Source organism: Nocardia sp. NPDC003726 (genome assembly GCF_053586955.1).
In genome coordinates, this window is the sequence record NZ_JBSFNF010000022.1 from 93,093 (window position 1) to 116,928 (window position 23,836).

Genomic DNA, 23,836 nt, shown 5'->3' on the forward strand with positions numbered 1-23,836 from the left:
CGTGGGCTGCGGTGCTCGGTCGCGTCGGCTGCGGTGCTCGGTCGCGTCGGCTGGGTTGCTCGGTCGCGTTGGCCGGGTGCTCGATCGCGTGGGCTGGGGTGATCAGTCGCGTCGGCTGGGGTGATCGGTCGTGTCGGCTGGGGTGATCGGTCGCGTCGGCCGGGCGCGGATTGCCGCATCGTCGCCGTGATCGGCGTCGCTTCGTGATCTGCGTCCTACTCGGGCGGGCACGGGACGGCGATGAGCACGGAAAACAAGCTGCGACAGGCGAAATCACCCCTGGTAGCGTGGCCTAGGACGCATTGTTCGCCGCCTGTTCCGGCGTAGGCTTACTACGACATGTAGTAGATACGCAGGAGGCCGGCTTGAACGCCTTGGACATCTCCCGATGGCAGTTCGGCATCACCACCGTTTATCACTTCCTCCTGGTGCCGCTGACCATCGGGCTCGCGCCGCTGGTGGCGGCCATGCAGACGGCCTGGGTCGTCACCGGCAAGCAGCACTGGCTGCGACTGACCAAGTTCTTCGGCAAGCTGTTCCTGATCAACTTCGCTCTCGGCGTCGCGACCGGCATCGTGCAGGAGTTCCAGTTCGGCATGAACTGGAGCGAGTACTCCCGATTCGTCGGTGACGTGTTCGGCGCTCCGCTCGCACTGGAAGGCCTGATCGCCTTCTTCATGGAGTCGACCTTCCTCGGGCTGTGGATCTTCGGCTGGACCCGGTTGCCGAAAGTGCTGCACCTCGGCGCGATCTGGATGGTCGCGATCGGCGTGAACGCCTCGGCGTACTTCATCGTCGCGGCCAACTCGTTCATGCAGCATCCGGTCGGCGCCCGCTACAACCCGGAAACCGGTCGCGCGGAACTGGAGAGCATCGTGCAGGTGCTCACCAACAACACATTGCTGGCGGCTTTCCCGCACGTGGTGGCCGGGTCCTTCCTCACGGCGGGCACCTTCGTCATGGGCATCGCGGGCTGGTGGATGGTGCGCAACGCGCGCAGCGGCGACCCGGTGAAAACGGCCGAGGCGCGCCAGATGTGGCGGCCGGCGGCGCGGGCGAGCATCGTCGTGGTGATCGCGGCGATGGGCGCTCTGGTCTACACCGGCGACGTGCAGGGCAAGCTGATGTTCGAGCAGCAGCCGATGAAGATGGCGTCGGCGGAATCGCTGTGCCACACCGCCTTGGATCCCGATTTCTCCGTGCTCACCGTCGGCACGCACAACAACTGCGACAGCGTGACGCATGTGCTCGAAGTGCCCTATGTGCTGCCGTGGCTGGCGAAAGGGGAGTTCACCGGCGTGACGCTGGACGGCGTCGTCGACCTGCAGAAGACCTACAACGAGAAGTTCGGCGTCGGTGACTACCGGCCCAACCTGTTCGTCACCTACTGGTCGTTCCGCGCCATGATCGGGCTGTCGGCGGGGTCGGCGCTGCTCGCGCTGGCCGGACTGTGGCTGACCCGCCGCGGACGGGTGCCGGACCAGCGGTGGTTCTCCTGGCTGAGCCTGCTGGCCATCCCCACCCCGTTCCTGGGCAACAGCGCCGGGTGGGTGTTCACCGAGATGGGGCGGCAGCCCTGGGTGGTGGCGCCCAACCCCACCGGCGATCCGAACCTGCGCCTGACCGTGCAGCAGGGCGTCTCGGATCACGCGCCGGGCGTCGTGCTGTTCTCGCTGATCGTCTTCACCCTGCTGTACGGCGCGCTGGCGCTCGTGTGGTTCTTCCTGATGCGCCGCTACGTCGTCCACGGACCCGATCCGGCCGCGCCCGCCGCGGTCGAACCGCACGACACGGACGCGGCGTCGGGCGGCCGCCGCGCCGAAGAGCCCGCTGTCGAACAACTTTCGTTCGCCTACTAGGAGCCGGCGATGAGTTTGCAAGAGTTCTGGTTCGTCCTGATCGGTGTGTTGTTCACCGGCTACTTCGTGCTGGAGGGCTTCGATTTCGGCGTCGGCATGCTCATGCCGATCCTCGGCAAGGGCTCCGACCGGCGCAGGCGCGCGGTGCTCAACACGATCGGGCCGGTGTGGGACGCCAACGAGGTCTGGCTGATCACCGCGGGCGCCGCGATGTTCGCCGCCTTCCCGGAGTGGTACGCCAGCCTGTTCTCCGGGTTCTATCTGGCGTTGCTGCTGGTGCTCGTCGCGCTGATCCTGCGCATCTGCGCCATCGAGTACCGCGGCAAGATCGATGACCCGCGCTGGCGCGCCCGCTGCGACATCGGCATCGGCATCGGCTCCTGGGTGCCCGCGCTGGCCTGGGGCTGGGTGTTCGCGAATGTCGTGCGCGGGGTCCCGCTGAACGAGAAGAAGCAGTTCGCGGGCTCGGTGGCGGACCTGTTCGGGCCCTACGCCCTGCTCGGCGGGCTGGCGACCGGACTGTTGTTCGCCTTGCACGGAGCGATGTTCCTGGTGCTCAAGACCGCGGGCGAGGTTCGCGACGACGCCCGGCGCACCGCTCGGCTGCTGCTGGTACCGGCCGTGGTCGTCGTCGGCGGATTCGGGTTGTGGACCCAGCTGGCCCACGGGACCGGCTGGACCTGGATCCCGCTGGGGCTGGCGGTGCTCGGCTTGGTCGTGGCGGCGGCGGCCGATGTCGCTCAGCGCGACGGGTGGGCGTTCACCGGCACCACGGTGACCGTCGCGGCGGCGACCGCGCTGCTGTTCGGTTCGCTGTTTCCCGCGGTGCTTCCCTCGACGATCGATGCGGCGTTCGACCTGACGGTCTACAACGCGTCCTCGACGCCGTACACGCTGAAGGTGATGAGCTGGGCCGCGGCGCTGGTCACGCCGGTCGTGCTGGTGTACCAGGGTTGGACGTACTGGGTGTTCCGCAAGCGGATCACCGTCGAGCAGATCCCGCCCCCGGTCGGCCTGCCCCTGCGGACAGCGCGGGATTGACGTCATGGCCCGCCCGCCGGTCGATCCCCGTTTGTGGCGCTATGCCCGCTCGGCGCGTAGCTACCTCGCGCTGAGCGTGGCGCTGTCGCTGGTCGTCACCGGCGCGATCGTGGTCGCGGCGGTGCTGATCGGACGGGTGCTCGCGGGCGTGGTCACCGATCCGGCCGCGCGCACGCTCGGCGTGTGGACGGCCGAACTGGTCGGACTCGCGGTCGCGATCGCCTGCCGGGTGCTCGCCACCTGGTGGCAATCCCGGCTCGCGCACCGAGCGGGCGCGAGCGTGGTGGCGGAGTTGGAAGGCGCGGTGCTCGGCGCGGGGGCTCGGCTGTCGCCTCGCGAACTGGACGCGCGCCGAACCGAATTGGCCGTCGTCGTCGGCACGGGCTTGTCCGGGCTGCGCGGGTATCTGGTCGGCTACCTGCCCGCGCTGCTGCTGGCGGTGCTGGTCCCGCCGATCGTGCTCGCGGTCATCGCGGCACACGATCCGGCTTCCGGCGTGATCGTGGTGATCACCTTGCCGCTCATCCCGATCTTCATGATCCTCATCGGGCTGCTCACCCAAGGGCGTGCCGAAGCCACGCTCGCGGCCACCACCCGGTTGTCGGACCAACTGCTCGATCTGTTCGCGGGCATGCCGACGCTGCGCGCGCTCGGCCGGGAGAGCGGCGAGGCGGCACCGGACCAGCGGGGCGAGCCCGGACGCACCATGCAGCACCGCGTCCGCGCTCTCGGTGACGCCTTGCGCGAACGCACCATGCGCGCGCTGCGCATGGCCTTCTTGTCCTCGCTGGTGCTGGAACTGCTCGCGACCCTGAGCGTCGCGCTGATCGCGGTCTCCATCGGCCTGCGGCTGGTGTTCGGCGAGATGAGCCTCTACGCGGGCCTGGTGGCGCTGGTGCTCGCCCCGGAGGTGTACCTGCCGCTACGCATGGTGGGCGAACGATTCCACGCCGCCCAGGACGGCATGGCGGCCGCGGATCGGGCGTTCGCGATCCTCGAGTCCACCCCTGCCGAGCGGGTCGCCAGCCAACTCGGCCATGCCATGCCGGGCGCGCCGCTCGTCCCCGATGCCGCCGACAACGCGGTGCCGAGCCTGGTCGGCCCGTGTGCGGCCGCGCCCGACGGATCGGCCCGCGCCGACACCGGCAACGGCCGCCGCACCGCGTTGGAGGGAGCCTCGACGACGGCTCACCTCAGCGGCGCCGTGGGCCCCGACGCGGCGGCAACGACGACTCGGGGCGAACTGGCTGAGGGGTTGTCCGGACACGGCGTGAAAGGCGCAGCGGCGCGTACCGGTGGTGAGCCGGGCGAGTCGGCGCCCGCCGGTACTTACGACGGCCGCACCGAGCCGGGGGGAGTGTCGGCGACGGCTTACTACAGCAGCGCCGTGGGTTCCGGCGCGGTGGCGACTCGTGGCGAGTTGGTCGAGGGGCTACCCGGCGAGGGTGTGCATGGTGAGGTGGCGGTCGTCGGTGAGTCGGCGCGCGTCGGTACACCCGACCGCCGCACCGCGCCCGAGGCAGTCGAGGCGACGGCCGGTCGCCGCGGCCTTGTCGGCCCTGGCACGGTCGAACTTCGCGACCTCTGGGTCCGAGCACGCGACGGGTTCGCCCCCGCGGGGCTGTCGGCGATCTTGCGGCCCGGTGCGGTCACGGTGCTCGCCGGCCCCAATGGAAGTGGGAAATCGACCGCGGTCCAGGCGATCCTGGGTCTGATCGCGCCTGACCAGGGCGCTGTGACGGTCGACGGTGTCGACGTGCGGGAACTGGACCCGGAGCGATGGTGGGCACGCGTGGCCTGGCTGCCGCAGCGTCCGGTTCTGGTGCCGGGCACGCTGCGGGACAACCTCGAATTGCTCGGCGCGCGCACGGCGGACCACGCCGCACGCGGTCCGGTGCGGGTCGTAGACGATCTCGAAGCCGCTTGCCTGGCAACCGGTTTCGACGCCGTGCTCGACGATCTGCCCGAGCGCTGGGACACCGTGGTCGGCCCCGGCGGCATCGGCCTTTCCCTCGGCCAGCGGCAACGCCTCGCGCTCACCAGGGTGCTGGCCACGGAGCGCCCGATCCTGCTGCTGGACGAGCCCACCGCACACCTCGACGCCGCCGCCGAAGCCACCGTGCTGGCCGCACTTCGGGCCCGCGCCCGTGCGGGCGCGACGGTGATCGTCATCGGTCATCGCCCAACCGTGCTGGCCGCCGCCGACCATGTCGTAGAGGTGCACTCGGACCGAGCGGAGGTCCCCCGACGTGTTCGCTGATCTGCGCCGCATGTGGGCGCTGCTGGAATTGTCCCGCTGGCGGGTCGCGGTGGCGATCGGGTGGGGCGTGCTGGCGCTGGGTAGCGGGCTCGGACTCGCGGCGCTGGCGGCCTGGTTGATCGCGCGCGCCTGGCAGATGCCGCCGGTGCTGGACCTGAGCGTCGCCGTGGTCGCGGTGCGCGCGCTCGGCATCTCCCGCGGCCTGTGCCGGTACCTGGAACGGCTCGCCACACATGATGTCGCGCTGCGCGCCATGACGACCGCGCGAACCACGGTCTACCGGACGCTGGCTCGCTCGGATTTCTGGCTGCGCCGTCCCCGGGTCGCGGAGGACGGAGGCGACCGGACGGGGGTGAAGCCGCCGCGCCGCGGGGACCTCTTGGTCCGTATCGGCAGCGATATCGATGATCTGGGCGCAGTGGTGGTCCGCGTGTTCGTGCCGGTCGCGGTGGCCCTCGTGCTGTCGCTCGCGGCCGTCGGGCTCTTGGCGACAATTTCGCTCGCGGCCGCCGCGATCCTGGCAGGTGCGCTGGCCCTGTCGGGCATCGTCGCGCCGTGGTTGTCGGCAGAGGCGGCGTCCGAGGCGGAACGGGCTGTGCGCGCCGACCGGGCGGAGTTCACGGCCCAGGCCCTCACGGTGCTCGACCATGCCGCCGAACTGCGCGTCGCGGGCCGCCTCGACGCCGCCCTCGTCGCGGCGGGGGAAGCGTCGCGCCGCGCGGTCGCCGCGGAAGACCGGGCCGCCGCGCGCAGCGCCTGGTCGGCTGCCGCCACGCCGTTGTCCATCGGCGCCGCGGCACTCGGCGCCCTGCTCATCGGCATCACCCTCTACGGCCCGGACGGCGGCACTCCGGGCGCTATGACGCCGATGGCGCTCGTCGTCCTCGTCCTGCTACCGCTGTCGGCTTTCGAAGCGGTCGGCCCCTTGCCCGCGGCAGCGCAAGCCCTGACCACGGCCCGTGCGGCGCTGCATCGCCTGGATCAGTTCGAACCCGATTCGCCCACAGCGTCGACGAACCCCGCACCGCGTGCCGTGCGTCCGCTGTCCACCGGAGGCGCGGCGAACGCCGCCGACCCCGCCGTCACCCCGGTATCCCGCCAGCTGACTTCCTGGACCGGCGGTGACGGTACTTCCGCCGTCCTCCCGCCGCTTGCCGCGCGTTCGCTGCCGACCGGAGGCGCGGCGGTCGCCGCTGACCCAGCGGTCATCTCGCCATCCCGCCAGCTGACCTCCTGGACCGGCGGTGACAGTGCTTCGGCCGGAACCGACTCCCGCCCGCATCCCGGCGGCATCGACGCGGCTCCTTCGCAGCCCACGGGCGACGTCGGCTGGAAGGGATCTGCGGGCGCGGCCGACCCATCCGCCGCCCGGCTCGGAGCGGAACCGGAGCCGGGAGGGGAACCGGAACCTGGACGACCGTGGGCAAGCGTCTCCAACCCGGGCCGCCCCGTCGACGCGCGCGTGCCGGACCTCCCCGGTGGCCGCCGGATCGCCGTGGTCGGCCCCAGCGGCGCGGGCAAGACCACCCTGCTGATGCGCTGGGCCGGATTGTTCGACACGCCCCGCCCGGGCGTCACCTTCTTCGCCGAGGACGCGCACCTGTTCGGCACATCCGTACTCGAGAATCTGCGGGTAGCCCGCGGTGACCTGACCGAGGAGGAAGCCGAAGCGGCATTGCGGAAGGCGGGTCTCGGCGACTGGCTGAACGGGCTGCCGCAGGGCGTGCACACCGATCTCGTCGGGGGAGCGGCAGCCGTGTCGGGCGGCCAGCGCCGCCGCATCCTGCTCGCCCGCGCACTGGCCGCGCCGGCGCGGGTGCTGCTGCTGGACGAACCGACGGAACACATGGAGGGCGAGGCGGGAGCGAAGTTGCTGCGCGATCTGCTCGACGCCGACAGCGGCCTCGTCGAATCGGACCGCACCGTGGTCGTCGTCACACATCAGCTACCGGAGGGGCATCGGGCCGACGCGGTACTGCGAATCTCCGCATCGGGGCAGGTCACGACCGACTTCACGGGGCGAGGAAGCGCCGATTCCGCCCACCGAGAAATTCCGTTGCCGAGCTACTGACGTATCGCTAGATTCGTTCGTACACGAGGAAGGAGGTGGTTCGAAGAATGGTTATTCATAGGACACGTGAGGTGGCTGTCCGCTAGCGCCACCGCTGCAGGTGGATTTCGCCCGCGCGAGCGCTGAGCGAATTCCAGGCAGTCACCCGGCCCCCGAGCCCCGGTCCGTCCGACCGGACCCGTGCGACCACAATCGCACCGGTATGGCTCGGGGGCTGTTCTGTTCCGCCTCTCCGAGCATTCATGCCGTACTAGTGGGGGTGGGCCTGGGTTGATCACAGGTCCTGTGTTGGGGATGTGTGTGGGTTCTGGCCGTACCCGGTGAGTTGCTCGCGAGATCAGGTGAGTCCTCCAGCCGAGATCCGCCTGGACCTCGGTCAGTCGGTGCCTTCGACAATTCGGAAGTCGCGCTCGACGCCGTCGGAGAGGGCGGCAAGCGCCTCCTGGTAGGCCGCGCTCTCGCGCGCCGCGACGGCCTGCTCGAAGCTGTCGAACTCGATCAGGATGGTGCGCCCGGCGATTCCGGCGTCATACGCCACGACCCGACCGCCACGGCTGAGGACTCGACCGCCGCCGGCCCTGACGGCTGGACCGGCCAGCTTGTCGTAAGCAGCCAGCTTTTCCGGGTCGGAAATGGTGCGATAGACGCTGACCCAGTAGCCCTTGGGCATGGAACCTCCAGTGTGGGGATGAGTACATGTGACTTACGGGTTGGTCTCGGAGGAGAGCCGGCGGGCGAGAGCGAGGCTTGTCAGCGCCATGGCGCGATGCCGACCAGCGCCGCAGTGGTGTAGGCGCTGTCGCCGGGGAAGAGGTGGCCGGGGCCGGTGCCGGCGGCCAGGATCAGGCCGTGGGCCAACCGCAGCTGCTCGGTAGGTCTTGGCATGCTTGCCGTACGAGCCGATCTCCACCGGATCCATCCGGATCTGCTCAGCGAGCTGGGCCACAACCACCGGCGGCGCCGTGAGGCAGGCAGCCGTGTGCTGCACCCACCGGTATCGCGCGCGCCGGAAGCCAGCCGGTATCGCGTTGGGAGACGCGGACCACGGCAGGGCTCGGTGAACCGGAAACCGTCAGCCGATGTAGCGCTGCAGGCGGGCCGAGAGGCGAGGTTCGAGCGGGCCGTCGGCTACCACGCGTTCCTCGACGTAGGCGAGGTCGCCGCCCTCGACGATGCCGTAGAGGCGTTTGGCTCCGCCGACGACTACGCCGGACTGGCTGCGGATCACCACGTCGGTGGCCAGTTCCCAGGACGACTGGGTCAGCGCTTGCCCGTAGAACAACTCCACGATGCCGCTGCTGTGCGACAGCAGCAATTCGATGACCTCGTCGTTGCCGTCGATGCCGACCCGCCAGAAGCCGCTCTCGCGCAGGTCTGGGCCGCCGTAGTTGCCGTCGGCCTCGATGACCCAGGACCGGGATTCCCAAGAGAGATAGTCGCCGCCGTCGTGGGAGACGACGATCTGCTGGCCGAAGCGGTAGTCCCCGCGCTCGGGATCGTTGCCCTCACCCTCGCCGCGCCACACGCCAACCATCGGGAGCAGCGCGAGCATGGAGGCGCTCAGGTCCGGGCCGAGGCGCAGGTTGGCCGTGTCCTCGGGCAGCGGAAGATCCGGTAGGACCGGGATGTTGCGGACGCCGGTCGATTTCGCCCGTTCGGCAGCCTCGGCTACGGCCTGGTCACCGCTGCGGCGACCGGCGGAATCGGCCGGAGCGTTGCCGTTCAGTTGTTCACTCGCTCGCTCGGCCGGGTTGGAACCTTCGCTCGCGAGTTCGCTCATGACTCGGTGAACAGCCGGTAGAAGACGTAGAGGCCGAACCAGCCGATCAGGACGGCCACGGCCACCAGCAGAATCTCGAAGAAGAGGACCACGATCCGAGTCTAACGACCCCCTCGCGGCGGCACGCAAACGGCCCCGGTGCTTCCGCGGAGCGGAAAGCGACCGGGGCCGTTCGACCGTGTGGGTCCTACTTGGCGACCGCGACGTCGACCGAGTGGATGCCGGCGCCTTCGGGGCGCACCTCGGCGGAACCGTTGCCGGCGGAGGAGAGCGCGCGGACGGTCCACGAGCCGGGAGCCGCGAAGAACCGGAAGTCACCGGTGCCCGACGCGACGACCTCGGCGGTGAAATCACCGTTGCCGTCGAGCAGGCGCACGAACGCCCCGCCCACCGGCTGGCCGTCGGTGCTCAGGACACGGCCGGTGATGACCGTCTCCTTCTCCACGTCGACGCCGGCCGGGATGGCCTGACCCTGGGTAGGTGCTGCACACATGTCGATTACTCTCCCAACTCGATCGGAGCGCCGACGAGCGAGCCGTATTCGGTCCAGCTGCCGTCGTAGTTCTTGACGTTCTGGTGGCCGAGCAGTTCCTGCAGCACGAACCAGGTGTGCGAGGAACGCTCGCCGATCCGGCAGTAGGCGATGGTCTCCTTCTCGCCGTCCAGTCCGGCTTCCTTGTAGATCTCGGCCAGCTCGGCGTCGGACTTGAAGGTGCCGTCCTCGTTCGCGGCCTTGCTCCACGGCACGTTGATGGCGCCGGGGATGTGGCCGGGACGCTGGCTCTGCTCCTGCGGCAGGTGCGCGGGAGCCAGGATCTTGCCGCTGAACTCGTCGGGCGAACGCACGTCGACCAGGTTCTTGGTGCCGATGGCCGCGATGACCTCGTCACGGAAGGCGCGGATGTTCAGATCGGGCGCCGACGCCTTGTACTGGGTGGCGGGCCGGTTCACCGGCTCGGTCGACAGCGGGCGGCCGTCGAGCTCCCACTTCTTGCGACCGCCGTCGAGCAGCTTGACGTTGTTGTGGCCGTACAGCTTGAAGTACCAGTAGGCGTACGCGGCGAACCAGTTGTTGTTGCCGCCGTACAGGATGACCTCGTCGTCGTTCGAGATGCCGCGCGCCGAGAGCAGGTCGGAGAACTGCTCCTGGTTCACGAAGTCGCGACGAACCTGGTCCTGCAGGTCCTTCTTCCAGTCGAGCCGGACGGCACCCTCGATGTGACCACCGTCGTAGGCGGAGGTGTCCTCGTCGACCTCGACGAACACGACGCCGGGGGCGTTGAGGTTCTCTTCGGCCCAGTCAACGGAGACCAGGACATCGGAGCGAGCCATTGTTTTCCTTTCAGAGATGACGTGCAGGGTCAGTTCGATGCCGGTGACGGGGTCCGGCGGAGTCGGGCTACCAGTGGATAGATCCGGCAACCCAGGCAGAGCCCGAACGCCGCGTTCAGGAACGCCGCGAACAGGGCGAAGCCGGCGAACACCGCGCCGACGACTGTGGAGCCGAGCGCGAAGCCCAGCAGGCTGACGGCCGCGAACACGAAACCGAGCAGCTGCGCGAACCGCAGCGGAGCCGTCGGCTCGGTCTCGGTGGCCGGCGCGAGACGCGGCGCGACGAACGCCGCGTAGATCCGGCCGTAGGGGTGTCGGCGCGGGCCGAGGGCGGCGCCGACCGCGAAGACCACCGCTTGCAGGGCGATCAGCACCCCCGCGGCGACCGCCGAGACCGCGGCGGCGAGCAGGACCGCGACGAGGACGCCGGTGGTCACCCAGGCGGCGAAACGCGGTCCGCGCACATCGACCTGATCGGAGGAAACGGGGGTGGCTTCGAAAGTGTTACGGATCTCGGTGGACATTGTGCGTACTCCTGCGCTGAAAAAGTCCGATGACTGCAAATTTGCCAATCGCCGGGGGATCGTGAGATCACTCGCGCGGCGGGCAGAGGTCGGCGTCAGGAAATTCGGGGAAGCCGACCGATCAGCGGCACAGGCAGCAACAACCACCGAGCCGACACAGATCCACTGTGCGGCGTCGGGTGAGCATCAGCTCGTGGTTGGCAAGCACGAGAGCAGTTTACCCAATTCGGCGGGGGAATATGGAGCGGGGGTGGATCTCGGCCGTCGAGGGGACTTGTCGTCGCAGGTCAGGCCGCTGCGGTCAGCGGCTCCAGCGCGGAGTGCAGATCCGTGGCCTTCGGCACGCCGGAGATGCGGAACCGTTCCCTGCCCTCGGTGTCGAAGACGAACGTGGTGGGCAGCGAGAGCACATTGAGCTCTCTGGCGAGAGCGGGCTCTGCGTCGATGTCCACCTCGATGTCCTGCGGCGGCTGCGGTGATCCCGCGAGCTGGTCCGTCACATTGGCAACCACCCGGCGAACAGCGGAGCACGGTCCGCACCACTCGGCGGAGAAATGCAGCACCGCGGGACCGGCTCCGGTCACCCCGACGGCCGCCAGCAGGTCCGCGCGGGCGGAGTGGGACAGGTCGATACCGTCGGCCGCGCGGATCTTGCCCTCGCGCCGGCGCAGCAGGACGCCGACCGCCAGAGCGGTGAGCAGAACTACTGCGAGGATGGTGACTTGGATCATGGTCTTTGCAATCGGTCGAGGTCGATCGTGACGTTCACGCCCTTGCCCTCCACCACGATCTGACCGCCCTGGGCGGAGACCTTGGTCGGCCGGACACCGAACGGCAATTCCTTGGTGTCGATGGTACGGGTGAACCGGGCGAGCACCGCTGGGCGGTCGGCCTCGGTGATCACCGCCACAGGCATCGTCTCGGTGCCGGGCGGGCCGCGGTAGAAGCCGGTCGCCACGATCTTCACCTGATCGCCGTCGAGCAGCAGATCGGCCTGCACGCTGACCTTCTCACCGCCGTACTGCGCGCCGGGCGTCTCCGGCATGGTCCCGGTGAGCACCAGCGCGCCCGTGGTGGTCATGCCGGAACCGCCGGAACCGCCGGTCCCGTCGGACTTGTCCGCTGGCCGGGAATGCACCTGCAGATCGGGGATGCCGAACAGCCTGCCGAGTTCGGTCGGCTCCACCCGCAACCGGCTGTCCACCCGCTCCACCGGGACGCCGCGCAGGCTGCCGTCGACCAGTTCGCCGACCGGCAGCCGCACCCCGGTCAGCGTGGCCTCCAGCGCTATCTCGCCGGGGATGTCCTCTCGCTTCGCGCGCGCCCGGATCTCGACGTGGTCGTAGCGGCTGTCCCAGGCCTGCCCGAGGAAGGGGAAGCCGTGGATCGTCACCTCGGGGTCCGCGGTGAGATCGGCGCCGTCGCGCAGCGCCCTGGACACGCGATATTCCGAGTAGGCCGCGGTGCTGAAGTCGACGACGATGGCGAACCCAGCCAGACACAGCAGGCCGATGATCAGCTTGCGCATGCTCCCCCGTCTCTCCGGGTCTCGGGCCGCGGCGGCCGGAAGCCGCACGGCGCGCGTTCGGCTACCGCCTCGGGCGCCCCGGTGACAGGGGGCATGCCCGATACGTAACCCATGTACGCACCATATCGGTTGGCCCGAGCCCGGCTACCGGGTGTCCTCCGGTGCGCCCGTCGCACCCGGAATGCGTGGTCATGCCTTGTTACGCGCTAATCTTGCATCCGATTACCTGTGATTAGCGACGTGGCCGCGGCGGTGCTGCCGCAGCCGCGTGGCTACGAGATGGGAGGAGGGCCCGTGGAGCTGCTCCTGCTTACCTCCGACCCCAACCCCGAGTCGGTGTTGCCCTCGCTCGCGCTGCTCGCGCACAACGTGCGGCCCGCGCCGACGGAGGTGGCTTCGCTGCTCGAGGCAGGCACCGCGGACGTCGCGCTGGTGGACGCGAGAACCGACCTGGCCGCGGCCCGCGGACTGTGCCGCTTGCTCGGCAGCACCGGGTCGTCGGTGCCGGTCGTCGCGGTGCTCACGGAGGGCGGCCTGGTCGCGGTCAACGCGGATTGGGGCCTCGACGACATCCTGCTGCCCGGCACCGGCCCCGCCGAACTCGACGCCAGGCTGCGACTGCTGGTCGGCCGCAACGGCGGCGTGGCCAGCCCGGAGAACACCGGCAAGATCACCCTGGGTGAGCTGGTTATCGACGAGGGGACCTACACCGCGCGGCTGCGCGGCCGCCCGCTCGATCTCACCTACAAGGAGTTCGAGCTGCTGAAGTATCTCGCGCAGCACGCGGGCCGGGTGTTCACCCGCGCGCAACTGCTGCAAGAGGTGTGGGGCTACGACTTCTTCGGCGGCACCCGCACCGTGGACGTGCACGTGCGGCGGCTGCGCGCCAAACTCGGCAGTGAGTACGAGTCGCTGATCGGCACGGTGCGCAACGTCGGTTACAAGGCCGTGCGCCCGTCGCGCGCGGCGGTCAAGGGGGAGCCGGTGAACTTCCCGGACGACGACAACGAGGGCACCGACGATTCCTCGCTGACTCCGGTCAACGGCTCCGTGCAGTGATCGTCGGCGGGTGGCCTGGAGTTCGAACGCGCCCACGTCGAAGCGGCGGGGCCGAAATGCCGGCTGCCGCCATGACGTTGCCAGGAACGGACTCCATACCGGGTCCGCCGGCTCGATGAACGGAGGCCGATGAGCGGCGCGACGACACACTGGACCGACCACCCCGATGCGAGTGCCGCGCGGGCGGTCAGCGATCTGCTCGCGCGTGCGACCGAGGCCGACGGAGTCGCCCCGGTCTCGGAGCAGGCCGTGCTGTCGCTGACGGCGGGCGCGGACACCGGAGCACGCCATCTGCTCGCGTGGCAGGAGGACGTCGTCGTGGGGTACGCGAATCTCGTTCCGGCCCATGGCGAACATCCCGCTATGGCCGAGGTCGCGGTCGACCCGGCCCGGCGCGGCCACGGCGTCGGCACCGATCTGGTCACGGCCGCACTGGCCGCGGGCGGTCCCGGCGCGCGGGTCTGGGCGCACGGCGACCGGCCTGCGGCCAAGGCCGTCGCAGCGCGGCTCGGGCTGCGGACGGCGCGTGAGTTGTGGCAGATGCGGCGGTCGCTGGCAACTCCTGAGCTACCGGAATTGGCCGTGCCGGACGACATCGAGTTACGCACCTACGCCGGTCCCGCCGACGACGCGGAACTGCTGCGGGTGAACGGCGCCGCGTTCGCCTGGCATCCGGAACAAGGTGCGTGGACCCGCCGCGACATCGAGATCCGCCGTGGCGAGTCCTGGTTCGACCCCGCCGGCCTGTTCCTCGCCTTCGATACCGCGGACCCCGAACATCTGCTCGGATTCCATTGGACCAAGGTGCATCAGGCGGAGCGTCCTCCGCTCGGCGAGGTCTACGTGGTCGGCATCGATCCGGCGGCGCAGGGGCGCGGACTCGGCCGGCTGCTCACCTCGGCCGGGTTGCACCACCTGCGGGACCGCGGGTTGGCCGAGGTTCTGCTCTACACCGAGGCCGACAACGTCGCCGCGGTGCGCACTTATACCCGTCTCGGATTCGCTCCCGCGCATGTCGACGTCGCCTACGCGGCGGCGGAGTTTGAATAGCAGGCGGCAGAACGGGTGTGCGCGAGTAAAACTGCGGCAAACGTCACATCTACCAGGCGCAATCGCGCCGGGCTGTTCACTCTCCGTTCACTCAGGTCGGTCCAACTGTCAACCACGTGACCTTAGGTTGAGTGAGGGCAGCACACTGCTGCCTGGTGCGCAAGTTCCCCGCGAACAGCACCACGACACCCGTCCGGGCCGGTGAGGGACCGGACGAGTAGGACGCCATTCCGGAGGAATAGTGAATCTCAAGCGCAGCAGCGCCCTCGTCGGTGTGCTGGCCGTCGGCGCCATGACGCTGGCCGCCTGTGGCAGCGACGACAACACCGCGACGGACACCGGCAACGTGGCCAAGGTCGACGTCGCGTGCGGCGGGAAGAAGGCCCTCAAGGCCAGCGGTTCTTCGGCGCAGAAGAACGCGATGGAGCGCTTCATCGCCGCGTACGAGAAGAACTGCGACGGCTCGACGCTCAACTACACCTCGAGCGGCTCCGGCGCCGGTGTGAGCGAATTCCTCGGTGGCCAGACCGATTTCGGCGGCTCGGACTCCCCCCTGAGCGCGAAGAAGGACGAGCCGAAGAAGGCCGCCGACCGCTGCGCCTCGCCCGCGTGGAACCTGCCGACCGTCTTCGGCCCGGTCGCCATCACTTACAACATCGACGGCGTGACCGATCTCGCGCTGGACGGCCCGACCGCCGCCAAGATCTTCAACGGCACCCTGACCACCTGGGACGCGCCCGAGATCAAGGCGCTGAACCCGAACGCCAAGCTGCCGTCCGAGCCGATCGCCGTGATCTTCCGCAGCGACGAGTCGGGCACCACGGACAACTTCCAGCTCTACCTGGACTCCGCCTCCGACGGCGCCTGGGGCAAGGGCGCAGGCAAGGCCTTCAACGGCGGCGTCGGCGCTGGCTCGAAGGGCAACGAGGGCACCTCGGCCGCGGTGAAGAGCACCAAGAACTCGATCACCTACAACGAGTGGTCGTTCGCGAAGGCGCAGAACCTGTCGATCGCGCGCGTCATCACCTCGGCGAGCAAGGACCCGGTGACGCTGAGCGTCGCCTCGGCGGGCAAGGCGATCGAGTCCGCGAAGATCTCCGGCCAGGGCAACGACCTGGTCATCGACACCTCCTCGTTCTACAAGCCGTCGGTGGCGGGCGCGTACCCGATCGTGATGCCGACCTACGAGATCGTGTGCTCGAAGTACTCCGACGCCGACACGTCGAAGGCGGTCAAGGCCTTCCTCACCTCGGCGGTCACCAACGGCCAGCAGGGCTTGGACGAGGCCGGGTACATCCCGATCCCGGAGCAGTTCAAGACCAAGCTGACCACCGCCATCAACGCCATCTCCTGATAGCAGCCCCACATGACCGTGCACGACGAAGTCGCCGCCGCTGACCGATCCGAGTCGACCGGCCGGCGAGCAGGCGGAGATACTGCGCTCATGCCGAGCAAGCCGAGCACCGAACCGGCCGCGAAGAGCGGTCGCCCGCACAGCCCGCGAGCGGAGATCATCTTCCGCTCGCTGGCGACGACGGCCGGTGCGATCATCGTCGCCTCCATCGCGTTGATCGCGCTGTTCCTGCTCATCCGGGCGGTGCCGTCGGTGCTGGCGAACGAGGCGAACTTCTTCACCAGTACCGAGTTCAACACCTCGGACGCCAACCACCTACGGTTCGGCATCCGGGATCTGTTCATGGTCACGGTGCTGAGTTCGATCTTCGCCTTGGTGCTCGCCGTTCCGATCGGCATCGGCATCGCGCTGTTTCTGACGCACTACGCGCCGAAGACGCTCGCGCGGCCGTTCTCGGTGGTCGTCGATCTGCTCGCGGCGGTGCCATCGATCGTGTTCGGTCTGTGGGGAATCCTGGTGCTCGCTCCGCAACTGGAGCCGATCCAGACCTTCTTGAACGACAACCTGGGCTGGCTGTTCCTGTTCGACGACGGCAACATCCCGCTGGCCAGCGGCGGCACGATCTTCACCGCGGGCGTCGTGCTCGCGGTGATGATCCTGCCGATCATCACCTCGGTCAGCCGTGAGGTGTTCAACCTCACCCCCCGCGCGCACATCGAGGCGGCACAGGCGCTCGGCGCGACGAAATGGGAAGTCGTGCGGATGACGGTGCTGCCCTACGGGCGCAGCGGCATGATCGCGGGCGCCATGCTCGGCCTCGGCCGCGCCCTCGGTGAGACGATCGCCGTGCTGATCGTGCTGAAGACGGCCGCGCAGCCCGGGCACTGGTCGGTGTTCGACGGCGGCTACACCTTCGCTTCCAAAATCGCCTCGGCCGCAGCGGAGTTCAGCGCCCCGCTGCCGACCGGCGCGTACATCGCGGCAGGCTTCGTGCTGTTCGCGCTGACCTTCGTCGTGAACGCGCTCGCTCGGCTGGCCGCGGGCGGAAGGGTGAACGGGTGATGACCTCATCGACTCTGGACCGGCCGATCAAGCCGCCCACCTTCCGGGATGTGAGCCTGTCGCGCCGGGTGCGCAACAACATCGCGACCGGCTTGGTGTGGCTGGCGTTCGCGATCGCGCTGGTGCCGCTGGCCTGGGTGCTGATCATGGTGATCAGCAAGGGGTTCAGCGCCGTGCTCCGGGCGGACTGGTGGCAGAACTCGCTGAAGGGCGTGCTGCCCAATCAGGTGGCGGGCGGCGTCTATCACGCCATCTACGGCACCATCGTGCAGTCGCTGGTCGCCACCGTGATCGCCGTGCCGCTCGGCATCATGGCCGCGGTGTATCTGGTCGAGTACGGCCGCGGCCTGCTGGCCAAGGTCACGACCTTCATGGTCGACATCCTGGCAGGCGTGCCGTCGATCGTCGCGGCGCTGTTCATCTTCGCGCTGTGGATCGCGACGCTCGGCTTCCCGCAGAGTTCGCTCGCGGTGTCGCTGGCGCTGGTGCTGCTGATGTTGCCCGTCGTCGTCCGCAGCACCGAGGAAATGCTCAAACTGGTGCCGGACGAACTGCGCGAGGCGTCCTACGCACTGGGCATCCCGAAGTGGAAGACCATCGTGCGGATCGTGGTGCCCACCGCGCTGCCCGGCATGATCAGCGGCATCCTGCTGGCCATCGCCAGGGTGATGGGCGAGACCGCCCCCGTGCTGGTGCTGGTCGGCTACAGCAAGTCGATCAACATGAACATCTTCGACGGCAATATGGCGTCGCTGCCGCTGTTGATCTACCAGGAGCTGGCCAACCCCGAAGCTGCCGGGCGCGAGCGGGTGTGGGGCGCGGCTTTGACCCTCATCATCATCATCGCCCTCCTGTACCTGGCGGCTGCGGTCCTCAACCGCCTGCTCACCCGGAACCGATAGAAGCGGAACGGATTACCGAAAATGGCCAAGCGGATCGACGTCAAAGATCTGAACATCTACTACGGCAAGTTCCACGCCGTGTCCGATGTCTCGCTGACCGTGCTGCCGCGCAGTGTGACCGCCTTCATCGGTCCCTCCGGCTGTGGCAAGTCCACCGTGCTGCGTTCGCTCAACCGCATGCACGAGGTAACCCCGAACGCCAGGGTCGAGGGCGCGGTGCTGCTGGACGGCGAGGACATCTACGGCACCCAGGTCGACCCGGTCGGCGTGCGCCGCACGATCGGCATGGTCTTCCAGCGGCCCAATCCGTTCCCCACCATGTCCATCAAGGACAACGTCGTCGCGGGCCTGAAGCTGCAGGGCGTGCGCAGCAAGAAGGAACTGGACGAGGTCGCCGAGCGCTCGCTGCGCGGAGCCAACCTGTGGAACGAGGTGAAGGACCGTCTGGACAAGCCGGGCGGCGGCCTCTCCGGCGGTCAGCAGCAGCGACTGTGCATCGCGCGCGCCATCGCCGTGTCGCCCGACGTGCTGCTGATGGACGAGCCCTGTTCGGCACTCGACCCGATCTCCACCCTGGCGATCGAGGATCTGATCACCGAACTGAAGAAGGAATTCACCATTGTCATCGTCACCCACAACATGCAGCAGGCCGCGCGCGTGAGTGACCAGACCGGTTTCTTCAACCTGGAGGCCCAGGGCAAGCCGGGCAAGCTGATCGAGATCGACGACACCGAGAAGATCTTCTCCAACCCGTCGCAGAAGGCCACGGAGGACTACATCTCCGGTCGCTTCGGCTGATTCCGGTTGCCGAGCGGCTGTGCAGGCTGTCGGCGCATAACTCAACAGTCCAACGATTTCGCCATTGTCGGTGGCTACGGTCCGAAGACCTGTCGCAGCAGCCGCATGCGGGAAACGAAGGCCCTGGCTGCTGCCCAGGGCCTTCGTATTCGGCCGGATAGCTCGTCGGCTATTCCTCGGGCGAGGTCTCGAAGAGCGGCGTCGGGGTGGCCTGCACTCGGCGGGTATGTTCCGAGTCCGATTGCCTGTTCGCCGCCGACATCCCTCCCAGCAGGCCGGTGCTCGCCGGAGCGGTCGACGGAGAACTGGACGTGGGCGCGGGCGCAGCGCTCGGACTGCCGGAGCCGGTATCGGAGTAGCTCGCCTGCCGGACGGACGCCGGTTGGTCCTGCTTGGTTTCCGCTTGCTGCGACGAATGCGGTTTATCGGTCTTGCTGTTGTCGGTCTTGTTGTCGGTGCCCGCCGGGTTGTCGGTCTTCGAATCGGTGGATTTCGCGTTCGGATCGTCGGTTTTCGCATTCGGATCGGTGGCCGCCGAATCTTGCTTCGGCGTCCCGGTTCCGGCAGGGTCACCCGAGGACGGCGATTCCGTGGGCGTGCCGTCGGACTGGTGCGTCCCGGCGATCGTGTCGGCGGCGTTCGCGAATTTCTCCGCGGTGGTACCGGCGGCCTCGATCAGCCCCTTTCCTGCCTCCCCACCGGCTTTGATGATGTCGTCGAGATCATCGTCGAGTTTGCCGATGGATTCGATCAGCGTGGGCACATTGCCGGTGATCTGGCTGACCGAGGTGATCAAGCTCGTCACGTCCGAAGGCTTCCACGAATTCGGGTCGCTGGCCGGGCCGCTGGAAGTGGACTTGTCCTCGGACCCGGCGCCTTTGTCTTTGCCGTCCCCGGTGTCTTCGGTTTTCTTGTCCTCGCCCGTTTCGCTCTTATCTTTGCCGTCGCCGGACTCGCCGCTGTCCTGCTTGGTCGAATTCTCGGCGCCGGTCTGATCGGTGGATTGCTGGGCGGCGATCGGACTCGCTTGCGGCGTGCCCGCCGTTGTCGTCCCGTCGGACTTCTGACTGGTGTTCACCGGTGTGCCCGCGGCAGGATCCTGCTCGGTGGTCGAGGCGTCGGACTGTTTGCCGTACACCGCGAGGGCCGGGTCGTCCCCGTCGCCGGACTTGTCGCTGTCGAGCGGGTCGCCGTCGCCGAGCTGATCGGACCGGGTGCGGACGTCGCCGCCGGCCTGCTCGATCTTCGCGGCGAGGTCTGTTTGGGTGCCGAGCAGTTCGTTCAAGGCGGTGGTGATGGCGGTCTGGTAGGTGTACTGCGACTCGCCGTCCTCGTCGGAGGCGCCCGGCCCGGCAGCGACCTGCCAGTCCTCCGAGACGGTGAATCCGGCCGCGACGGCCTCGTCGACCTTGTCCAGCAATGCTTGGCGGAATCCGGCGAGGCTGGTGCCGCTGTCGATCAAGGTCTGCGCGAGTGCCTCGGTATCCAACGCCACCTTGTTCGCCGTGTCGCGGTCGCCGGCGATCCGGTCGTACGCGGCGTAATAGGCATCACCGCTCCAGTGCGCGCCCGCTGCCCGGATCTGCGTCACCGTCTGATCGATCAGTGCGACGAATTCACCATTGCGCGTGCGTATTTCCGTCCCGGCTTCGCTCAATTTCCACGGCTGCCATTCCGACCGCACCTGCGTGAGGGTTGGCGTCGTAGTCCTCACAGCTGCGCGCCCATCGCGTCGAGACCGGCACGAAACTCTTGGTCGGATACCTCGTAGTTCGCGGCGCCGCCCTTCGCGATGTTCGAAACGCGCTTGCAGCGCATGGCCATTCGCCGCCAAGCGTCTTCGACATGGGAACCCGCGGTGGAACACACTTCGCTCAGCGCCGAACCGGGCAGGACACCGCCGAGCGCATCGGTGGTGGCACGCACGGTCAAAGCGCCGATATCACCGCCGATCTTGTCCATCGACGCGGCCAACGCGCGCAGCTCCGCTGGATCGACGTTCATAACGCCCCCCTTCATACCGGATCCCCTCCGGCGTAACGCTATTCCAGAGCACTCCCGCCCCGTGCGGCTGAATCTATCATTCGTCGCCCACGAAACGTCAAGCGCAGCAAGTTCTTCGCTTACCCCTCCGCATCGGGGTCCGGCGGGAGCACGCCGGTGACCAAGAAGATCACGCGGCGGCCGATCTCGACCGCGTGATCGGCGAAGCGTTCGTAGTAGCGGCCGAGCAGCGTGACATCGACGGCGGCCGCGACGCCGTATTTCCAGTCCCGGTCCATGAGCAGTGTGAAGAGGTGGCGGTGCAGATCGTCCATCGCCTCGTCATCCTCGTTCAGCTGCGCCGCGCGCTCCGGATCACGGGTTTCCAGCACCTCTCGCGCACCGGCTCCCATGTTCACCGCGATGCGGCCCATCTCGGCGAAATAGCCGTTGACGGACTCGGGCAGGGCGTGGTTCGGATGACGCCTGCGCGCGACCTTGGCCACGTGCAGCGCGAGCGCCCCCATCCGGTTCACGTCGGCGACGATCTGGATCGTGCTCACCACTTGCCGCAAATCGCCGGCGACCGGCGCCTGCAGCGCGAGCAGAGCGAAGGCCTTCTCCTCGGCGTCCTGGATCAGTTCGGCGATCCGGTCGGACTCGCTGATCACCTGCTCCGCCAACGCGAGGTCCGCCTGGAGCAGAGCCTGGGTAGCCCGCTCCATGGCCGAGCCCGCCAGGCCCGCCATCTCGCCCAGCAGGTGCGCGAGCTCGGCCATTTGCTCGTTGTAGATGACACGCATGGAACCTGAGACTAGTTCGCCCCGCTGACCAAGTCACGAACAGGGAGTGAATGACCGGTGTGCATCATTAGCGCGGAGGTTGCCGTTGATGCGTCAATGATCGCGATCCGCAACCGCCGTCGTCGAAACGACGACATCACGACGGTTTGTGATCTGCGTCGCAGCTCCACGTGCTGTGGGCGCGGGAGGCTATTTGCAGATGTCCTCGGCGGCGTTGACGTGTTCCAAGTCCGACGGCAGTACGGCGGGCGTCGAATCCGTCGCGGTGCTCGTCGCGACGTTGGTGATGTCGTCACCCACCGGCGTCGGCGCCTTGACGGTGACGCCGGTCGCCGCGTCCGCTCCGATGACGACCTCCACGATGCCGCCGAGATCGTCGGCGGCCTCGATGGTCGCGCCGGGAATCGCGGAGGCCACGGTGGCGGCCTCGGCTTCCAGCCCCGCGGCGTAGCGGATCTTCGTCGTCGGGGAGGTGCCGTTGGCGTAATTGCCGGTGTTGTAGATCGTGAAGCCCTGGTTCCCGAGCTTGGTGGCGGCCGTACGCGCCAGGCCTTCGATCTTGGACCCGTTGGACACCAGCAGCGAGACAGCCGAAGGATCCACCGCCTTGTACTTGGCCGGTGCCGGAGCGGCCGGTGCCGGAGCGGGTGCGTTCGCCTGAACGGTCGGCTTCTCGCCTGGCAGAGGCTGATCGTCGCGGATCGCCTTGAAGATCGCCTTGATGTCGGATTCCCGGGGAATCTCGTTGCCGTAGGAGTTGGTGCCAGCGGTCGGGACGGTGATGAAGGTGACCGCGCCGGCATCGATCTTCTGCAGCGAACGTCCGAGCATCAGCAGGTCGGTTGTTTCGACCTTGGTGACCCAGGTGTGATCTTGAAGCGCACTGATGAAGCTGTTCAGCTTGCCCGGATTGAACAGCACCCTGCTGGACAGGGTGCTGCGCAGCAGCGAAGCGAGGAAGCGCTGCTGCCGGTTGATGCGGTCGTAGTCGCTGCGCTCCTCGCCGTAGACGTGCCTGGCACGCACGTAGTTCAACGCGGTCTGGCCGTCGATGCGCTGCTTGCCCGGGTGCTCGAGGATGGTGCCGAGCACGTCGTCGACGAGCGGCTTGGACGCGCACACCTCGACGCCGTCGATGGTGTTGACCATGGACTCGAAACCGGCGAAGTCGATGCCGATGAAGTGGTTGATCGACGCGCCGGTGAGGCGCTGAATCGTGGAGACGAGGCACATCGGGCCGCCGAGGTTGTAGACGGCGTTGAGCTTGTCGCCTATGGCGGACGGGTACTTCTCGTCGGTGTATTTGCCTTTTTCGTTGTCCCACCCGTTGCACTGCGGCCTGGTCACGTCCAGGTCGCGCGGGAAGGAGACCACGACGACGCGGCTCCGGTCCTTCGGGATGTGGACCAGCATGGTGGTGTCCGCGCGGGCGCCTTCGGCGTCGTCCAACGTGCCGGCGCCGAGCTGGCCGTTGGCCCCTGCGCGGGTGTCGGTGCCGACCAGCAGGTAGTTCTCGTCGCCGAGCTGGGCATTGGAGTCGACGATGTCCTCTGAGTTCTCGTCGAGGGAGGAGACCTGGGTGAAACTGTCCGTGGTCGAGCGCAAGTAGCTCCAGCCGCCGCCGGTGACCAGCAGCGCGAGCGCGGCGCTCAAAGCGAGTCCGGTTCGTCCCGTGGCCCGTAGCCGCTTGTTGCGGCGCTCCCGGGAGGCCTGCAGGCGGGTCTGGGCGGTGCCGACAGGCTTCGGCTTGGTGCTCTTGCCGTCCTTGGTAGGCCAGCCAACGCCCTTGCGTAGTGCGCGCGTCGGTTCATCGACGGGAGCGATTACGTCGGTGACCTCTTCGGCCTGCTCCGGCTCCGGACGCGCCACCGGCGCATCCGGCGCGTCGGGCGCCTGGCGCTCGGCGGGGCGTCGGCTCGTCGCGCGGGCGGCCGGTGTGGCGCCGGTGATGTCCTGGACCACCGGGGAGCTACCCGTCTGGCGCGGCGGCGAGTCCGGCGCGCGCCGGGGGCCGGCCGCGGCGCCGCGGCCATTGGCGGCGGCCGGGTCGGCGGGCCTGCGCGGAGCTTCCTGTCGAGCCTCCGCGCGGTTGATTCGTGCCGATGGAGGGCCGGCCTGCGGCGGTAGTGGCTCAGGGCGTCGGCCTCGGTTCGCCGGGGGTCCGGGAACCGGTGGCGTGGGTTCGGCGCGCCGCCCACGGCCGTTGGCGGCGGCCGGGTCGGGTTCCGTGCGGCGGCCTCGGCTCGGCGCGGCGGCCGAGTCCGGCGGAGTCGGCTCCGCGCGACGGCCGCGACGGCCGGTGCGTTCGTTGTCGACCCGCTGGACGAGGTCCTGCACCGTCAGGGGCGCGGAACTCTGGTCGGGAACGGCGTCGGTATGGCGGGAACGGCGAGACGAATGCGCGGCGTCCCGGTCGGGGGAGTCCGCCGC

The 23,836-nt window shown here is 68.6% G+C and carries 22 protein-coding genes; 10 read left to right on the forward strand and 12 right to left on the reverse strand.

Translation table 11 applies throughout. From position 1 onward, the window contains the following. The first annotated feature begins 365 nt into the window (after positions 1–365). Genes ACWDMM_RS25665 through ACWDMM_RS25680 form a run of 4 tightly spaced genes read left to right on the forward strand, consistent with a single transcriptional unit; the run spans position 366 to position 7,231 of the window. Complete coding sequence (locus ACWDMM_RS25665; RefSeq protein WP_357110126.1) at positions 366–1,859, forward strand: cytochrome ubiquinol oxidase subunit I; 1,494 nt, start codon at positions 366–368, stop codon at positions 1,857–1,859. A gap of 9 nt (positions 1,860–1,868) precedes the next feature. Next, the gene (cydB, locus tag ACWDMM_RS25670) at positions 1,869–2,900 is read left to right on the forward strand and encodes a cytochrome d ubiquinol oxidase subunit II (protein ID WP_195078173.1); all 1,032 of its coding nucleotides are present in this window, start codon (positions 1,869–1,871) and stop codon (positions 2,898–2,900) included. Positions 2,901–2,904: 4 nt separating this feature from the next. Next, positions 2,905–5,160 (forward strand): ABC transporter ATP-binding protein/permease, encoded by a 2,256-nt coding sequence (locus ACWDMM_RS25675; protein WP_449939914.1) that lies wholly within the window; start codon positions 2,905–2,907, stop codon positions 5,158–5,160. A gap of 10 nt (positions 5,161–5,170) precedes the next feature. Further along, entirely contained in the window at positions 5,171–7,231 is a 2,061-nt protein-coding gene (locus ACWDMM_RS25680; protein WP_449939934.1) for an ATP-binding cassette domain-containing protein, read from the forward strand. Between the two features lie 376 nt (positions 7,232–7,607). On the opposite strand, the gene ACWDMM_RS25685 is transcribed toward ACWDMM_RS25680, so the two are convergent. The 8 genes from ACWDMM_RS25685 to ACWDMM_RS25720 all read right to left on the reverse strand — a co-directional run bounded on the left by ACWDMM_RS25685 (position 7,608) and on the right by ACWDMM_RS25720 (position 12,395). After that, on the reverse strand, positions 7,608–7,901 hold the full coding sequence (locus tag ACWDMM_RS25685) for a DUF1330 domain-containing protein (RefSeq protein ID WP_195078175.1): 294 nt from the start codon (positions 7,899–7,901) through the stop codon (positions 7,608–7,610). A gap of 80 nt (positions 7,902–7,981) precedes the next feature. Continuing rightward, on the reverse strand, positions 7,982–8,116 hold the full coding sequence (locus ACWDMM_RS25690) for a hypothetical protein (RefSeq protein WP_449939916.1): 135 nt from the start codon (positions 8,114–8,116) through the stop codon (positions 7,982–7,984). Between the two features lie 187 nt (positions 8,117–8,303). Further along, on the reverse strand, positions 8,304–9,011 hold the full coding sequence (locus tag ACWDMM_RS25695; protein WP_195078176.1) for an FABP family protein: 708 nt from the start codon (positions 9,009–9,011) through the stop codon (positions 8,304–8,306). A gap of 187 nt (positions 9,012–9,198) precedes the next feature. Beyond that, on the reverse strand, positions 9,199–9,504 hold the full coding sequence (locus ACWDMM_RS25700) for a DUF1416 domain-containing protein (protein ID WP_043686601.1): 306 nt from the start codon (positions 9,502–9,504) through the stop codon (positions 9,199–9,201). Between the two features lie 5 nt (positions 9,505–9,509). After that, on the reverse strand, positions 9,510–10,343 hold the full coding sequence (locus ACWDMM_RS25705; protein WP_195078177.1) for a sulfurtransferase: 834 nt from the start codon (positions 10,341–10,343) through the stop codon (positions 9,510–9,512). Positions 10,344–10,372: 29 nt separating this feature from the next. Further along, positions 10,373–10,867, reverse strand: coding sequence for a DUF4395 domain-containing protein (locus ACWDMM_RS25710; RefSeq protein ID WP_195078178.1), 495 nt, complete (start codon positions 10,865–10,867; stop codon positions 10,373–10,375). Positions 10,868–11,154: 287 nt separating this feature from the next. Beyond that, entirely contained in the window at positions 11,155–11,598 is a 444-nt protein-coding gene (locus ACWDMM_RS25715; RefSeq protein ID WP_449939921.1) for a thioredoxin family protein, read from the reverse strand. Then, positions 11,595–12,395 carry an LmeA family phospholipid-binding protein gene (locus ACWDMM_RS25720; protein WP_195078180.1) on the reverse strand — a complete coding sequence of 267 codons (801 nt, stop codon included), beginning with the start codon at positions 12,393–12,395 and terminating at the stop codon, positions 11,595–11,597. Before ACWDMM_RS25720 ends, ACWDMM_RS25715 begins: the two co-directional genes overlap by 4 nt. A 294-nt stretch (positions 12,396–12,689) precedes the next feature. Here ACWDMM_RS25720 and ACWDMM_RS25725 point away from each other — a divergent pair, with 294 nt between their 5' ends. The 6 genes from ACWDMM_RS25725 (at position 12,690) to pstB (ending at position 18,620) form a co-directional block, all read left to right on the forward strand. Beyond that, positions 12,690–13,454 carry a winged helix-turn-helix transcriptional regulator gene (locus tag ACWDMM_RS25725; RefSeq protein ID WP_195078181.1) on the forward strand — a complete coding sequence of 255 codons (765 nt, stop codon included), beginning with the start codon at positions 12,690–12,692 and terminating at the stop codon, positions 13,452–13,454. Between the two features lie 129 nt (positions 13,455–13,583). Further along, on the forward strand, positions 13,584–14,504 hold the full coding sequence (mshD, locus tag ACWDMM_RS25730) for a mycothiol synthase (protein WP_357110117.1): 921 nt from the start codon (positions 13,584–13,586) through the stop codon (positions 14,502–14,504). Between the two features lie 241 nt (positions 14,505–14,745). Further along, positions 14,746–15,858, forward strand: coding sequence for a phosphate ABC transporter substrate-binding protein PstS (gene pstS / locus ACWDMM_RS25735; protein WP_195078183.1), 1,113 nt, complete (start codon positions 14,746–14,748; stop codon positions 15,856–15,858). A gap of 90 nt (positions 15,859–15,948) precedes the next feature. Continuing rightward, positions 15,949–16,920, forward strand: coding sequence for a phosphate ABC transporter permease subunit PstC (gene pstC, locus ACWDMM_RS25740; RefSeq protein WP_195078184.1), 972 nt, complete (start codon positions 15,949–15,951; stop codon positions 16,918–16,920). Next, positions 16,920–17,822, forward strand: a complete 903-nt coding sequence (gene pstA, locus ACWDMM_RS25745; protein WP_067795241.1) for a phosphate ABC transporter permease PstA — start codon at positions 16,920–16,922, stop codon at positions 17,820–17,822. The genes pstC and pstA overlap by 1 nt, the downstream gene beginning before the upstream one ends. 21 nt (positions 17,823–17,843) lie before the next feature. Then, entirely contained in the window at positions 17,844–18,620 is a 777-nt protein-coding gene (gene pstB / locus ACWDMM_RS25750; RefSeq protein ID WP_195078185.1) for a phosphate ABC transporter ATP-binding protein PstB, read from the forward strand. A 169-nt stretch (positions 18,621–18,789) separates the two neighbouring features. Here pstB and ACWDMM_RS25755 read toward each other — a convergent pair whose 3' ends face one another. The 4 genes from ACWDMM_RS25755 to ACWDMM_RS25770 all read right to left on the reverse strand — a co-directional run bounded on the left by ACWDMM_RS25755 (position 18,790) and on the right by ACWDMM_RS25770 (position 23,368). Beyond that, positions 18,790–20,304 carry a hypothetical protein gene (locus ACWDMM_RS25755; protein ID WP_195078186.1) on the reverse strand — a complete coding sequence of 505 codons (1,515 nt, stop codon included), beginning with the start codon at positions 20,302–20,304 and terminating at the stop codon, positions 18,790–18,792. 26 nt (positions 20,305–20,330) lie between these two features. Next, a complete protein-coding gene (locus ACWDMM_RS25760; protein ID WP_195078187.1) occupies positions 20,331–20,624 on the reverse strand; it encodes a hypothetical protein in 294 nt (97 codons plus the stop codon). A gap of 119 nt (positions 20,625–20,743) precedes the next feature. Further along, the gene (gene phoU / locus ACWDMM_RS25765; RefSeq protein ID WP_067795247.1) at positions 20,744–21,406 is read right to left on the reverse strand and encodes a phosphate signaling complex protein PhoU; all 663 of its coding nucleotides are present in this window, start codon (positions 21,404–21,406) and stop codon (positions 20,744–20,746) included. A gap of 189 nt (positions 21,407–21,595) precedes the next feature. Then, the gene (locus ACWDMM_RS25770; RefSeq protein ID WP_449939929.1) at positions 21,596–23,368 is read right to left on the reverse strand and encodes an LCP family protein; all 1,773 of its coding nucleotides are present in this window, start codon (positions 23,366–23,368) and stop codon (positions 21,596–21,598) included. Positions 23,369–23,836: the final 468 nt, after the last annotated feature.